Origin of the sequence: Mucilaginibacter ginsenosidivorans (assembly GCF_007971025.1) — a bacterium.
GTDB lineage: Bacteria > Bacteroidota > Bacteroidia > Sphingobacteriales > Sphingobacteriaceae > Mucilaginibacter > Mucilaginibacter ginsenosidivorans.
On record NZ_CP042436.1, the window covers coordinates 13,875 to 28,112 of the forward strand.

Below are 14,238 nucleotides of genomic sequence, written 5' to 3' on the forward strand. Positions count from 1 at the left end.
ATTAATTCCCCAATTGCTTCAGCGCAATATAAGCCATCAGGCCAGTGCTTATTTTAAAAGCATCTTCTTCTACATCGAAGGTTGGGGTATGTACCGATGAGGTTATGCCCCGGCTTTCGTTGCGAGTACCCAGTCGGTAAAAGCAGGAGTCGGCTACTTGTGAGTAATAGGCAAAATCCTCGGCTGCCATCCAGATATCCAGGTCGAGTACGTTTTCTTTTCCTAAATAGTCTTCGGCATAGCCACGGGCTGAGGCGGTCAGTTTTTCTTCGTTGATGAGGAAAGGATAGCCACGCATAATATTGAAATCGCAGCTTCCGCCCATGCTTTCAGCAATGCCCTCGGCCATCTTTTTCATTTTCTTATGCGCATCGTTCCGCCATTGCTCGTCCATGGTACGGAAGGTCCCTTCCAGGTAAACCTCGTTCGGGATCACATTAGTAGCGCCATTGGCGATCACCTTTCCAAAGGACAGCACCGACGGGCTCTTCGGATCGTTATAACGGCTGATAATGGTCTGCAAGGCGGTTAATATATGCGCGGTGATAATTACCGGGTCGATATTTTGCTGGGGCTGTGCACCATGGCCGCCTTTACCTTTAACGGTTACGTAAATCTCGTCTGTCGAGGCCATGTATTTTCCCGACCGGAAGCCTACCTTACCCGCGTCGATCAAAGGCATTACATGCTGGCCGATAACGGCCTGGGGCTTTGGATTTTCGAGTACGCCTTCTTTGATCATCAGGCTTGCGCCACCGGGTAGTTTTTCTTCGGCCGGCTGAAAGATAAGTTTTATTGTTCCGGCAAACTGGTCCTTCAGTTTGGTTAATATGGTTGCCGTACCTAACAGGGACGAGGTATGCGCATCGTGTCCGCAGGCGTGCATTACGCCGTTATTTTGCGATTTATAAGGAACGTCATTCGCCTCGGTGATAGGCAGCGCATCCATATCGGCACGCAGGGCAACTACTTTATCCGATGGTCTGCTGCCTTTTATCAGCGCCACTAGGCCCTTATCCGCCATATGCACATATTCCAGGCCGAGGTCGTTCAGTTTTTTGGCGACAAAGGCCGAGGTCTCGGTCTCGTGAAATGAAAGTTCGGGGTGGGAATGCAGGTGGCGGCGGTTAGCCACTACTTCGTTAAAAATATTTTGGGATAGTTCCTGTATCGTTTCTTTATTCATCGCTGTCAGGTTTGGGCTGATTCACCTTTTCGGTTATAATAAAAGTACCCATGAACGTTTTCCTTAACTCGTCCTGTAATTTTTCGGCCTCCATGCGCGACCTGAAATCGCCCACACGCACCTTAAAGTTAGGTTCGCTGTAGATCACGTAACTGCGAATATCGGGAAATTCTTCCTGAAACTTTGTCTGAGCACTGTAAGCATCTTTACGATTGGCGCCGGTAAATATCTGTACACGAAAACCGTTTACCTGCTCGCCGCTTACAGCCTTGTTCAATTCAGCGCGACGTGCTATAAGGGTGTCAACCTTCGGGTCTTTTATAACTTCAACTTTTCCCTTTGTCTGGGCCGACGCAGCGAAACCAAAAAGCATAAAAAAACAGCACCCGATGATATTGCGTAAAGCTTTATGATGTGATGCTGTGTTGTTCATTTTAAACTAAATGTCGCCATAGCGAACGATAGCATGGTTATCTATACACATAATATCCGTTCAATTGACTGGCAAAGTCCGGAGATTGCTTCGTTCCTCGCAATGACGTTTGTTTTATTACGCCTGCCCTACTCCGTGGCAATTCTTAAATTTCTTGCCGCTGCCGCATGGGCAGGGGTCGTTTCGGCCAACCTTTTGTTCCACGCGTACCGGCATTGGTTTTTGCAGTTCGCGCGTATCTTCCATCGGCATGCCACCTGAGTCTGATACCAGTTCGGGCTTGGAGGTGCGCAGCTTCCGTAGGTCCAATTTTGGCTGCGGTCTTGCTTCTCTTACCTCTTCAGGCTCCTGCACCGGTATGCCGCCTCTGAACAAGAAGCTTACCACCTCCTTATTCACATTGGCCAGCATAGCGCGGAACAATTCGAACGCTTCGAACTTATAAACCAATAGCGGGTCCTTCTGTTCGTAAACGGCGTTTTGTACGGATTGTTTCAACTCGTCCATTTCGCGCAGGTGTTCTTTCCATGCGTCGTCTATCAGGTAAAGTACCACGTTCTTCTCGAATGATTTGAACACTTCAGCGCCTTTATTTTCGACCGCCTTTTTTAGCGGAACGGCTACCTGTAGGCCGTGTATGCCATCGGTAAACGGAACAACGATATTTTCCACGTATTCGCCGCGGGTTTTGAACACGTCCTGTATAACCGGGAACGCCTGCTGTGCCACTGCCTGTGCCTTGCGTTTATAAAACGAAGTAACTTCAGCGAAAACTTTATCAACCAAGCCATTCAGGTTTGTCGAACCGAATTCATCCTCCGATATATCGGTATCCACCGAAAATACACGGATGATCTCCAGTTGGAAGCCTTCATAATTATTCGATTCCTTAAATTCGGTAACCACATCGGCAACCACATCAAAAATGGTGTTGTTGATATCCACTTCCAGGCGTTCGCCGAATAAGGCATTCTTACGTTTTGAATAAACAACGGTACGCTGCGAATTCATCACGTCGTCATATTCCAGCAAGCGCTTACGGATACCAAAGTTGTTCTCTTCCACCTTCTTCTGTGCACGCTCGATAGATTTACTGATCATCGAATGCTGTATCACTTCGCCTTCCTCGATACCCATACGCACCATAAGGTTGGAAATACGCTCCGAACCGAACAAACGCATCAGGTTATCCTCCAGCGATACGAAGAACTGGGTCGAACCCGGGTCGCCCTGGCGCCCTGAACGGCCGCGCAACTGCCTGTCCACACGGCGCGACTCGTGCCGCTCGGTACCTACTATGGCTAAACCGCCTGCCTCTTTTACACCCGGACCAAGCTTGATGTCGGTACCACGACCGGCCATGTTGGTGGCTATGGTTACCGTGCCCGCCTTACCTGCTTCGGCCACAATATCGGCCTCCTTCTGGTGCAGTTTGGCGTTCAATACGTTGTGTTTGATACCGCGCAGCTTCAGCATGCGGCTAAGCAACTCCGATATATCAACCGATGTTGTACCTACCAGTACCGGGCGGCCTTCCTGGGTGAGTTTGGTTATCTCATCGGCTACGGCGTTATATTTTTCGCGCACGGTGCGGTAAACCAAATCCTGGCGGTCGTCGCGCACTATTTTAGCGTTGGTTGGGATCTCTACCACATCCAGTTTGTATATCTCCCAAAACTCACCCGCTTCGGTAATGGCCGTACCGGTCATACCGCAAAGCTTGTGATACATCCTGAAGTAGTTCTGCAGGGTAATGGTCGCAAAGGTTTGTGTCGCATCTTCTACCTTCACATTTTCTTTCGCCTCGATAGCCTGGTGCAAACCGTCGGAGTAGCGGCGGCCATCCAAAATACGGCCCGTCTGCTCGTCGACGATCTTTACCTTACCTTCGTCGATGATATATTCCGTATCCTTTTCAAAAAGGGTATATGCTTTTAATAATTGGTTCACTGAGTGGATGCGCTCCGATTTGATGGAAAAATCGCGCATCAGCGTATCTTTCTGGGCCACCTTTTCCTCGTTGCTTGCGTGCGATTTCTCTATCTCGGCAATTTCGGTGCCTACATCAGGCATCACGAAGAAATGCGGGTCCTCACCCGAAGAGGTGATCAATTCGATACCTTTTTCGGTCAGTTCAACCTGGTTGTTCTTCTCGTCTATTACAAAGAAAAGCTCAGAATCTACCTTAGGCATTTCCTTTCCCTGGTCCTGCATGTAATGGTTCTCGGTTTTTAAAAGAACCGTTTTGTTGGCGCCTTCGCTTAAAAATTTGATCAGCGCCTTGCTTTTTGGCAACCCCCTGTGGGCACGCAACAGGGCCAGGCCGCCGTCGTCGATACCTGCTTTACCCTCGGCAAGTGCTTTTTTGGCCTCGTTCAGTACCGTGTTTATATACGCTTTTTGCGCATTCACCAGGCGCTCGATGCGCGGCTTTAATTCATAAAACTCGTGCTCGTCGCCACGAGGTATCGGGCCGGATATGATCAACGGCGTACGCGCATCATCGATCAATACCGAATCGACCTCATCCACCATCGCATAGTGCAGCTTGCGCTGTACCAGTTCTTCGGGAGTGCGTGTCATATTGTCACGCAGGTAATCGAAACCAAATTCGTTATTGGTGCCGAAAGTGATATCGGCGAGGTAAGCGTTGCGGCGTTCTTCCGAGTTTGGTTCATGCCGGTCGATACAATCAACTGATAAGCCGTGGAATTCATACAACGGACCCATCCATTCCGAGTCGCGCCGGGCGAGGTAATCGTTAACCGTCACAATATGAACACCTTGCCCGGCCAATGCATTCAGGTAAGCGGGCAACGTCGCAACCAGCGTTTTACCTTCACCTGTAGCCATTTCGGCAATTTTTCCCTGGTGCAAAACGGTACCACCTATCAGCTGAACATCGTAGTGTACCATATCCCAGGTAACTTCGTTCCCGGCTGCCATCCATGTATTATGATGTATCGCTGTGTCACCTTTTATAACCACATTACTTTTGCGTGCGGCAAGGTCGCGGTCGAATTGTGTTGCAGTAACTTCTATTGTCTTGTTTTCCTTGAACCTGCGGGCGGTTTCCTTAACCACGGCAAAGCCTTCGGGCAGTATGTTCATCAGGATAACCTCCAGCTCCTTATTACGGTCCTTTTCCAGCTTATCTACCTGGCGGTAAAGCTCAACCTTCTCGTTTACATCCAGACCGGGGTTTTGTTCTATCCTGTCTTTAATTTCCTGTAATTCAGCATCTATTTCGGCAAGGCCCTCTTTAATGGTCTCCTTAAAGGCCACAGTTTTTGCACGCAGCTCGTCATTACTGATGCCGTCAAGCCTGGCATACTCTTCCTTGATACGCTCAACTATAGGCTGTATACTTTTTATATCCCGTTCCGACTTGCTGCCGAACAGCTTACTGATGAAATCCAACATAATTATATCGATATATTTCCGACTAACTCAACAATTGCGCCATCGCGGCCGATGAGGTCATAATGGCAGGCAAAGGTACTGTTTTTGAGGTGAAAGGTGAAAGGTTTTGAGGGGAAAGGTTAATGTGCGAATGTGCAGATATGCGGATGTGCAAATGATCAATTTTCTTCATCTTCATCCGGATCGGTGTCGTCTTCTTCATCAAAATAGTCATCTTCGTCGAACTTGTCGTCATCAAACATAAGCTCCTCCAACTTCTCCTGCTCTGGCGTGCTGGTGTCGAAACGGATGGCCCAGTTGTCCGGGATATCATAGCTTTTATCGAAGCTGCGTATCCAGGCAACAAATTCGATCCTGAATTCCTCAATTTTATCACGCATCAGGTCGACATAGTCTTCGTTGTTCAGGTTGAACATTTCGCTGCTGATGACGGCGTTTCGCATATTATAAACCGCATATTTTATCAATACGGCATTTTCCATACGCAGCGAGTACAACCCGGCGCCCTCGGCACCCGCTATTTTGGCCTGCACCAGCATCGCGTTGCCAACAATCTCGCCGGCAAGCCATTCCTTTTGATCGTCTTCTTTTATCGCTTCGACTATTACTTCAGCCAGTTCAAGCAACTCCTCTGCCTTTATAAACACAGGAAGCTTGCGGTACCTATCCATTCTTTTTGACATAATGTAAAGGTAAGCCTCACCTAAATCCTCTCCAAAGGAGAGGACTTTTATTACAAGAAATTTTTACACCAATTGGAGAGGGGTTGGGGTGAGGCTTCATTTGCACATCTGCATATTCGCACATCTGCACATTATATTTTACATTTGCCGCATGAATATCCTGCTCCTCGGATCGGGCGGAAGGGAAAGCGCCTTCGCCTGGAAAATTTCGCAAAGCCCAAAATGCGACCACCTGTTCATTGCTCCCGGCAATGCCGGTACGTCGCAATACGGCACCAATGTGAATATTAAGTCAACCGATTTTGAGAACATAGGAAACTTCGCGATAGAAAATTCGATCGACCTGGTTTTGGTAGGCCCCGAAGAACCGCTGGTAAAAGGTATCCATGATTTTTTCCTGGCGAACACAGGGTTAAAAAACATCCCGGTAATAGGTCCGCAAAGCGAAGGCGCACAGCTGGAGGGTAGCAAGGATTTTTCCAAGGCGTTTATGCAAAGGCACAATATCCCTGCCGCCGCGTCGCAAACTTTCACCCGCGAGACTTTGCAGGAAGGTTTTGAATACTTAGCCACGGCAGGATTACCCGTCGTTCTAAAAGCCGATGGTTTGGCGGCCGGTAAGGGCGTGCTCATTTGCACCACGCTGGAGGAAGCACAACTGGAACTGACCGAAATGCTGACGCATGCCAAATTTGGCGATGCAAGTTCGAAAGTACTGGTCGAACAATTTTTGCAGGGGATCGAGTTATCGGTTTTCGTGATGACCGACGGCAAGAATTACAAAGTTTTGCCTGAAGCGAAGGACTATAAACGCATTGGCGAAGGCGACACCGGCCTGAATACAGGCGGAATGGGTTCTGTTTCCCCGGTTCCGTTTGCGGACGAGGCTTTTATGCGGAAGGTTGAAGAACGGGTGATCATCCCCACGGTTGAAGGGTTGCGCAAAGAGAACATCCCTTATAAAGGTTTCATTTTTATCGGGCTGATGAACTGTGATGGCGAACCTTATGTGATAGAATATAACTGCCGCATGGGCGACCCGGAGACGGAAAGCGTGATGCTGAGGATAGAATCTGATTTTGTCGACCTGCTGGAAGGTGTTGCGGAAGAAAACCTGGATAAAAAAGAATTGACCATATCCGGTAAAACCGCAGCTACTGTGGTGATGGTAGCGGGCGGCTACCCGGGCGAATACCTGAAAGACAAGGTGATAACCGGCATCGAAAATGTTCGGGATTCAAAAGTATTTCACGCCGGCACATCAATGCAGGGAGAAGATATTATTACAACGGGCGGGCGGGTACTGGCGATAAGCACCTTACAGGACAACATGTTTACTGCGCTGCAGCAGGCCACCGCCGATGCCAGCCGCATTTACTGGGATGGCATGTATTTCAGGAAAGATATCGGGTTTGATCTGTTGTAGTCCGAAAGTCCGCATAAGTCCGGAAGCTATATAAACTAAAAAGTCCGAAAGATAAGCCTTGCAAACTTCATCTTTCGGACTTTTTATCGGGATTCGGACTTTAATTATTTACTTCCGCTTGCGGGTTCGGCTTTGCCAAATATTTCGGCCAGTTTATCTTCAAGCTCGAAGCCATGGAGGCTTTTAGCAATGATCTTACCGTTCGGGTCTATCAGGAAATTTGCGGGAATGCCACGCACGGCATAAAGGTCGGCTTCTTTACTTTTCCAGAAGTGCAGGTCGGATACCTGTGTCCAGGTCAATTTATCTTTGTGGATAGCATCCAGCCATTTTTGTTTGCCGTTCTCGCGGTCCAACGACACGCCCAGGATAGCAAAGTTCTTGTCTTTATATTCATTGAAGGCCTTTACAACGTTAGGGTTCTCCCTGCGGCAGGGGCCGCACCATGATGCCCAAAAATCAACCAGCACATATTTACCGCGGAACGATTGGAGGCTCACCATTTTACCGGCGGTATCAGCTTCTGTAAACAATGGCGCCATTTCGCCCAAAGCAACTGCTTTTAGTTTCGGTAACCTTGCGCCAAACTCTTTCCCTTGTTCAGTCCCTTTTATTTCCGGTGCAAGGGCCTCGTATAATGGCGCAATATCAGCATAATCGGCACCGTAAGCTGAATACATTTCTAACGCCATCATGCTGATATATGAACCGGGGTTTTGCTGCGCGAACACTTTGTTGGCATTCATTTGCTTGTCATCAATTACTTTTTGCGCCGCTGATATTTCCCGCTGATAAGCTTCGGAAGTTTTCTGTTCAGGTGTTTCCGCTTTTATTTTAGCATCCAGTGCATCCTGGTCGGCGTCAAAAGCTTTAGTCATCGCCTCGTATTTGACATTATCCTGGTTCGCTTTCGGGCCGTCAACCGTGGCATCAGCCAGTTTGCCGCTACCGTTTACGTTGATCTCGCCTTTTTCAACATAGATGGACTTGTAATCTTTGAACTTCAGGCCGTCACCTTTTTCGTTGAGCACCAGGTAAGCTACTGCTGGAACGTCGCCTGTCGTCCCCTTAAATTGAAACTGGCCGTCTTTCATAACAACCGAGTCTTTAATCACCTTGTCTTTGACCTGGTATTCGAGGTACATTTTGGCGGGAGCGTTGAAGCTGCCAACCTTGCCTTTTATGATATATGCACCATCCTGTGCAAATGCAGCCAATGGCAATAATGCTATGGCTGCTGAGATAAATTTCTTCATGTTTTAATTATTGAGAACTCAATTATAGCGATATAATTCCGGAATTGTTAGCCGCACCCCTATTGTAAAATAATAGTTACAAATTGCAGGCATTACTTGCCAAGCACTTCTTCCAGCTTGTTTTCAAGGTCATCGCCACGCAGATCCTGCGCTATGATCTTTCCCTGGGGGTCTATCAGAAAGTTTTTGGGTATGCCCTGTACAAAATAAAGCTGGGCCACGGCATTGTTCCAGAATTTCAGGTCCGAAAGCTGTGTCCAGCCGCCAAGGTGATCGGCCTTGATCGCATTCAGCCATGCAAACCCGCTTCCAGGCCTGTCCAATGAGATGCCGATGATGGTGAAATTTCTATCTTTAAACCTGTTGAACGCTTTTACAACGTTGGGGTTTTCCTGGCGGCACGGACCACACCACGATGCCCAGAAGTCGAGCAATACGTATTTACCCCTGAACGACGAGAGCCTTACCGGATTGCCGAGGGTGTCGGTTTGCTCAAAATCGGGAGCGACGGCGCCTATAGATGTGCTTTTCAGGCTCTCCAGCGCATTGCGCATGGTACGCGCAGTTTCTGTTTCCTGCACGTTCTTTGATAAGCCGTCGAGCAGCGGAAGTATCTCGTTAGGGTCGGGCGTTGGCCCGCCGATAGAACCCAGCGTGATCAGGCTGAGGTAGCTGTCAGGATTTTCCTTGACAAATTTTGTCAAAGCGGCATGGTAATCGGCCTGCACAGCTTTTATTTTAGTTTGCATCTCGCTGGTCGCGGCAGCTGATTTTTCATCTGTGGCCGATTTAAGCGCATCGGTTGTTATTTTATTGATGCGGCTAGATGCTGCATCGTTAATGGCCACCAACTTCACATATTGATTATTAATGGGCGAGCCAATAACCTTTGCGTTGAATGCCGAGTCGGGACTTTGGACGTTGATGGTACCTTTATCCAAATAAAATATAAACTTGTCAGCCGTATTGAAATCCAGCATTTGCGCACCCAGACCTTTGTGGTCCACAATAAGCGCAGCCACTGACGGATAGATGATTTCCCCCTTAAATTCGAAGGCGCCGTTAACGCTTTTAGTCGAATCGAGCACTTTGTTCGACCCGGCCTGGTAATACAGGTAAACCTCCGAATTCATACTACCAAATTTACCGGCAATATTAAACTGCTGCGGCATTTGAGCAAGGACTGCGAAAGGCAGGAGGCATACTAAAAAAGAGAATATTTTTTTCATTTGTTGTTTATAACGCTTTATTGACTAATGAATTGCTATCAATTTAATTTTTGGTAAGTGCGCCACCAAAGGTCGGGCATTTCGCCGCCGACGGCGGTTTTATAGTCGTCGTAGCGGCAGGGCACAAGATGGAAGCGTTCATTCATGGACCCGCTTGAAGGGTAAGGAACCTGCATCCACCAACGATCGGATTTTTTACTCTTTACAAACACCACCTCGTGGTCCTCGTGCTTCAGGCTGGTTTTATATATCAGGTATTGTGATTTAGGGTTAAGCGGGAAGTCTTTTTTACGGTTATAAAAGCCGTCGATAAAGCACCATATCATTTGTGCCAGCAGCATTGCTGTTTGTCCGTTGTTATCATAAGCCGGGTTAAACTCGTAAAAGCCGATAGAACTTAATTTATCATTGAAACCTGCATAGCGGGCAACCTGGCAGGCTTCCTCGCCATACAAGCCGTTGGGCGACGCGTTAGCGTTGCCCATAGCATCCGACGCGCGGATGGCACCGATATCGATGCTGATCATATTAGCGTTGCGGATCACCGGTTCGGCCATGGCCACCTGGCTGCTTACCTCGCCTAAACGGTGCACGTCGAAGTAGAGTTTATCCATCACCCGCAAACTTTCCTGGCTGGTAAAATAGGTTTGGAAACCCAGGTTGCTATAATTGAACAGGTAATTGGGTTCGTGTAAAAATATCTTGTTCAGGTAGGATACCGATGTTGTTTCCAGGCTATCCATGCCGCCATCATCTTCCAGGTCAAACCGCGGGTCGACGATCACCAGGTCCACCTTTTGCTCCAGGTCCTCGTAGGCCATATACTGAGCATAGGTAATGTCCTGCCCCCCGCCGATGATGATGGGTAAAATGCCTTTTTTAATTAATTCATGCACCACCGTCTTTACGGCAAAGTAAGTATCGGTTATTGTCGCTCCCTGTTTGATATTGCCCAGATCAGCAATTTTTGTCTTATATCCTCCTTCAAAAAGCTGGTATAATTTCTCGCGGACATAGTCGGGGCCCAGTGCGCAACCGGGGTTATTGATGGCATTCCGATCATCCTGCACACCGATGATGGCAATGTCTGTCTTCTGCTCCAGGTCGGGAAAACTATCCCTGAAACGCGCTATCTTTTCGCCCAAATGGCTGCTGTAATACCCGTTTTCAGGCGCGATATTTTTTAAGTCGATAGGAGAAAAAAAGTCGGATAAAGACATGTTGTTGTGCAAATATGCGGATGTGCGAATATGCGGATTGATATGCAGATGTGCAAATGAGAAGATGTGCAGATGAGCAGATCGATAAATTTTAAAGAGGGTTAACTTAAGAGTTGACCATCCTCTAATCAAAATATCTGCATATTTGCACATCTGCACATTAATAAAATGATACTGGTTACAGGTGCAACAGGTTTCCTGGGTTCGGAAGTGGCAAAACAACTTGTTGTGCAGGGGCATCGCGTCCGCTGTACCAAACGAAGCACATCCAGTATTCCACCACTTTTAAAGGCCTTTGATAGCAACATCGAATGGGTGGAGGCCGACCTGCTGGATATTTTTGCGTTGGAGAATGCCCTTGAGGGTACTACACAGGTTTATAACTGTGCGGCATGGGTTTCGCTCAAACAGTCGGATAAGGATAAGATGATCTACACCAACGTTACGGGCACCGCCAACCTGGTGAATTTATGCGCGCAATACAATTGCCGGCTGGTGCATGTAAGTTCGGTCGCAGCCATCGGCCAGGCTAAGCCGGGAGAACTGATAACCGAAAAACACCACCTCGACCAGGCTACCGAAAACGACGGTTATGCCATATCCAAACTGGAAAGCGAAATGGAAGTGTGGCGAGGCATAGCCGAAGGACTGGACGCCGTTATCGTAAACCCTTCGATGATCATCGGGCCGAATGCCGGAACTGAAGGCAGCGGCGCGCTTTTTGAAACAGTACGAAAAGGCTTGAAATTTTATACCGAAGGCAGCATGGGCTTTGTGGATGTGGAGGATGTGGCTAAAAGCATGATCGCCCTGATGAACAGCGACATTAGCAGTGAACGTTTTATTGTAAGCGCCGAAAACCGGGCCTATAAACCGCTGGTTATAGAGATAGCCAACTGCTTTGGCGTCAAGCCCCCTGCTTCCCTTGCCAAGCCGTGGATGATGGGCCTGGCCTGGCGCTTATCGAAAGTAGCGTCGGTTTTTACAGGTAAGGCCCCTGCGATAGATAAGGTGACGGCACAGTCGGCCTCCATTGCCAGGGATTTTGACAACAGTAAACTTAAAGACGCGATCAATATTGATTTTAAGCCGGTTAGCCAGTCGGTGAAGGAGATATGTGCGGCACTGGACACGATTTCGGGATCAAATTGATTTGCAGGATGCCTGCATTCGGGAATTAGTTTGATCTTTCAAATCTGTTCATCGTGTATTTTTAAAACCGAATCTTTATAACTTGGTTGATACAACATAAGTCCTGAGTAATGAAAAAACTGTTGCCTGTAATTTTGCTGTTGCTTGGCGCCTGCGTGTATTCGGCGCGGCAAAGTGATGCCGACGGCGCCGCTGAAAAATACACGCGCGACTTGCTTGGTAACCCGAGATACCTGGAGACCGTCGGTTTTTCGGCACTTGAAAAACACCGGTATGTGACTCCGCTCGACTCCTCCCTTAATTATGCCCACATCAGTCCCAACGATCACCAGAAAATGGAGCAATATGTGGATAGTGAAAATTACCAGCGCCCCGACCGCGCCCCGGGCAACATCAGGCAGCTGGACAGCATCGAACATAATAAACTGATCTATTATACATTGGATTATTCTTTTCGCATTGATTCGATGGGGCATAAAAAGCTGAAGAAGTACCATTTTGAACTGGACACGGCTTTTAAGGTGTTGAAGATGGCGGATATAACCTATGGGAGGGATACGCGGTAGTGAATGGTGAATTTGGCTAAAGCCAATAAACGCTTTTATTTACCCGTCGCATAAATGGAGCGGCGATGAGTAAGCAGATGGTGGTAAAGCTTTGATCACCGAACAGGTTTGCTCCTTTAGCCAGACTTTCCATGAAGCCCCGATCACTAATCACAAGTAACTAATCACCAACTGCCATTTCCATTTTTTCAAAATACACCCCTCTATTTTTTAATTATTGCAAATGTGTACCTGATACACCTGATTAATCTCGAAACGGTTAGAAAGCAATTCAAAATTTTGCACATTTGTAATGCTTATCCGCCGCCGGCGGATTCCCGCACCTGAATAAAGCATGGACCAGTACTTTATTATCGACTTTGACAGCACATTCACCCAGGTTGAGGCGCTGGACGAGCTTGCCCGCATTTCGCTGAGAAAACATCCTGACAGGGAAAAGATCTATAAACAAATTGAGGATTATACCAACGCGGCCATGGAAGGCAAGCTGTCTTTCAGCGAGAGCCTGGCTAACCGGGTAAAATTACTTGAGGCTAACCGCGAACACCTGAAACAACTGGTGACGCATTTGAAAAAGAAAGTATCTATCTCGTTTTCGCGCAACAGCAACTTTTTTAAGCTGCATTCTGATAACGTGCTGATCGTGTCCGGAGGGTTCAAAGAATTTATTACCCCGGTGGTAACGGAATATTTTATCAAAAGAGAAAATATATACGCCAACACTTTTGTGTTCGACGAGAACGATAACATTGTCGGCTACGATCGTGAGAACCCGCTATCGCAGGAAGGCGGCAAGGTAAAACTGCTGCGGCAGATGGACCTGCAGGGCGAAATATTCGGCATTGGCGACGGGTATTCCGACTACCAGCTGAGGGAATCGGGCATCATCAAAAAATTCTTTGCCTTTACCGAGAATATCGAACGAAAATCGGTGGCCGAAAAAGCCGATCATATTACGCCGAGCTTCGACGAGTTTTTATATATCAACAAACTGCCGCGGGCAATATCGTACCCTAAAAACCGCATCAAATGCCTGGTAGTGGGCGATGTTGGCGAGGAAGCGATAGACCAGATGCGCAAGGAAGGCTATGACATCAGGCATAAGGATACTATAGAGCAGAAATATTTGGAGGAAGCGGGTGTATTGTTATGCGACGAAGCAAACCAGCCTACACCCGAGGACCTTGAAAATGCCGGTCGCCTTAAAGTTATAGGATGCTTTGGCCGTGTTGCCAGCCGCAAACTTTCAGAAACGGCGTGCGAGAACGGTATCATCATTTTTGACGACCCGAAATATAATCCCCGCAATGTTGATTTCATACCCAAAAGGGTCATCGCCTTTATGAACGAGGGGAAAACGCATATGAGCTGCAACTTTCCTGACCTGCAGCCACCCCGCAATGATAACGCCCACCGTATTATACACATCCATACTAATGTGCCGGGGATCCTGGCGCAGATAAACGAGGTTTTTGCCCGTCACAACATCAACATTGTGGGTGAGTTCCTGGTAACCAATGCGCAAATAGGATATGTAATAACCGATGTGCACGCCGGTTACAGCAAGCAGGTGCTGAACGAACTAAAGGCGATAGATCATACGATCAAGTTCCGTTTGTTGTATTAGTTGGTTGGTGATTAGAGATTAGCGACCGGTGACTGGT

At 47.8% G+C, this 14,238-nt stretch carries 12 protein-coding genes; 4 read left to right on the top strand and 8 right to left on the bottom strand.

The features are described from left to right. Position 1: 1 nt before the first annotated feature. The 5 genes from FRZ54_RS00085 to FRZ54_RS00100 form a co-directional block, all read right to left on the bottom strand. Positions 2-1,186, bottom strand: coding sequence for a M20 metallopeptidase family protein (locus FRZ54_RS00085; protein ID WP_147029620.1), 1,185 nt, complete (start codon positions 1,184-1,186; stop codon positions 2-4). After that, complete coding sequence (locus FRZ54_RS00090; RefSeq protein ID WP_147029621.1) at positions 1,179-1,619, bottom strand: SPOR domain-containing protein; 441 nt, start codon at positions 1,617-1,619, stop codon at positions 1,179-1,181. The genes FRZ54_RS00085 and FRZ54_RS00090 overlap by 8 nt, the downstream gene beginning before the upstream one ends. A gap of 117 nt (positions 1,620-1,736) precedes the next feature. Next, entirely contained in the window at positions 1,737-5,042 is a 3,306-nt protein-coding gene (gene secA / locus FRZ54_RS00095) for a preprotein translocase subunit SecA (protein ID WP_147029622.1), read from the bottom strand. 22 nt (positions 5,043-5,064) lie between these two features. Further along, positions 5,065-5,214 carry a hypothetical protein gene (locus FRZ54_RS24295; protein WP_187359714.1) on the bottom strand — a complete coding sequence of 50 codons (150 nt, stop codon included), beginning with the start codon at positions 5,212-5,214 and terminating at the stop codon, positions 5,065-5,067. Further along, entirely contained in the window at positions 5,201-5,725 is a 525-nt protein-coding gene (locus tag FRZ54_RS00100) for a hypothetical protein (RefSeq protein WP_147029623.1), read from the bottom strand. Before FRZ54_RS00100 ends, FRZ54_RS24295 begins: the two co-directional genes overlap by 14 nt. Positions 5,726-5,876: 151 nt before the next feature. Between FRZ54_RS00100 and purD the strand changes: the two genes are divergently transcribed. Continuing rightward, positions 5,877-7,151 (top strand): phosphoribosylamine--glycine ligase, encoded by a 1,275-nt coding sequence (gene purD / locus FRZ54_RS00105; RefSeq protein ID WP_147029624.1) that lies wholly within the window; start codon positions 5,877-5,879, stop codon positions 7,149-7,151. Positions 7,152-7,255: 104 nt separating this feature from the next. Here the strand turns inward: purD and FRZ54_RS00110 are convergent, their stop codons facing one another. The 3 genes from FRZ54_RS00110 to FRZ54_RS00120 all read right to left on the bottom strand — a co-directional run bounded on the left by FRZ54_RS00110 (position 7,256) and on the right by FRZ54_RS00120 (position 10,856). Then, the gene (locus FRZ54_RS00110) at positions 7,256-8,407 is read right to left on the bottom strand and encodes a TlpA disulfide reductase family protein (RefSeq protein WP_147029625.1); all 1,152 of its coding nucleotides are present in this window, start codon (positions 8,405-8,407) and stop codon (positions 7,256-7,258) included. Positions 8,408-8,499: 92 nt separating this feature from the next. Next, positions 8,500-9,636 (bottom strand): TlpA disulfide reductase family protein, encoded by a 1,137-nt coding sequence (locus FRZ54_RS00115; protein ID WP_147029626.1) that lies wholly within the window; start codon positions 9,634-9,636, stop codon positions 8,500-8,502. 38 nt (positions 9,637-9,674) lie between these two features. Next, positions 9,675-10,856: a formimidoylglutamase gene (locus FRZ54_RS00120; protein ID WP_147029627.1), complete on the bottom strand. Its 1,182-nt coding sequence runs from the start codon at positions 10,854-10,856 to the stop codon at positions 9,675-9,677. Between the two features lie 168 nt (positions 10,857-11,024). Here FRZ54_RS00120 and FRZ54_RS00125 point away from each other — a divergent pair, with 168 nt between their 5' ends. From FRZ54_RS00125 to FRZ54_RS00135, 3 genes are all read left to right on the top strand, one after another. Further along, the gene (locus tag FRZ54_RS00125) at positions 11,025-12,008 is read left to right on the top strand and encodes an SDR family NAD(P)-dependent oxidoreductase (protein WP_147029628.1); all 984 of its coding nucleotides are present in this window, start codon (positions 11,025-11,027) and stop codon (positions 12,006-12,008) included. A 110-nt stretch (positions 12,009-12,118) separates the two neighbouring features. Continuing rightward, complete coding sequence (locus FRZ54_RS00130) at positions 12,119-12,574, top strand: hypothetical protein (protein ID WP_147029629.1); 456 nt, start codon at positions 12,119-12,121, stop codon at positions 12,572-12,574. Positions 12,575-12,908: 334 nt separating this feature from the next. Next, entirely contained in the window at positions 12,909-14,201 is a 1,293-nt protein-coding gene (locus tag FRZ54_RS00135; protein WP_147029630.1) for an HAD-IB family phosphatase, read from the top strand. Positions 14,202-14,238 lie beyond the last annotated feature (37 nt).

What these genes read in the sequence shown, in the direction of transcription:
- FRZ54_RS00085 (WP_147029620.1), bottom strand. Translation starts at nt 1,186, where the DNA reads ATGAATAAAGAAACGATACAGGAACTATCCCAAAATATTTTTAACGAA.
- FRZ54_RS00090 (WP_147029621.1), bottom strand. Translation starts at nt 1,619, where the DNA reads ATGAACAACACAGCATCACATCATAAAGCTTTACGCAATATCATCGGG.
- secA (WP_147029622.1), bottom strand. Translation starts at nt 5,042, where the DNA reads ATGTTGGATTTCATCAGTAAGCTGTTCGGCAGCAAGTCGGAACGGGAT.
- FRZ54_RS24295 (WP_187359714.1), bottom strand. Translation starts at nt 5,214, where the DNA reads ATGAAGAAAATTGATCATTTGCACATCCGCATATCTGCACATTCGCAC.
- FRZ54_RS00100 (WP_147029623.1), bottom strand. Translation starts at nt 5,725, where the DNA reads ATGTCAAAAAGAATGGATAGGTACCGCAAGCTTCCTGTGTTTATAAAG.
- purD (WP_147029624.1), top strand. Translation starts at nt 5,877, where the DNA reads ATGAATATCCTGCTCCTCGGATCGGGCGGAAGGGAAAGCGCCTTCGCC.
- FRZ54_RS00110 (WP_147029625.1), bottom strand. Translation starts at nt 8,407, where the DNA reads ATGAAGAAATTTATCTCAGCAGCCATAGCATTATTGCCATTGGCTGCA.
- FRZ54_RS00115 (WP_147029626.1), bottom strand. Translation starts at nt 9,636, where the DNA reads ATGAAAAAAATATTCTCTTTTTTAGTATGCCTCCTGCCTTTCGCAGTC.
- FRZ54_RS00120 (WP_147029627.1), bottom strand. Translation starts at nt 10,856, where the DNA reads ATGTCTTTATCCGACTTTTTTTCTCCTATCGACTTAAAAAATATCGCG.
- FRZ54_RS00125 (WP_147029628.1), top strand. Translation starts at nt 11,025, where the DNA reads ATGATACTGGTTACAGGTGCAACAGGTTTCCTGGGTTCGGAAGTGGCA.
- FRZ54_RS00130 (WP_147029629.1), top strand. Translation starts at nt 12,119, where the DNA reads ATGAAAAAACTGTTGCCTGTAATTTTGCTGTTGCTTGGCGCCTGCGTG.
- FRZ54_RS00135 (WP_147029630.1), top strand. Translation starts at nt 12,909, where the DNA reads ATGGACCAGTACTTTATTATCGACTTTGACAGCACATTCACCCAGGTT.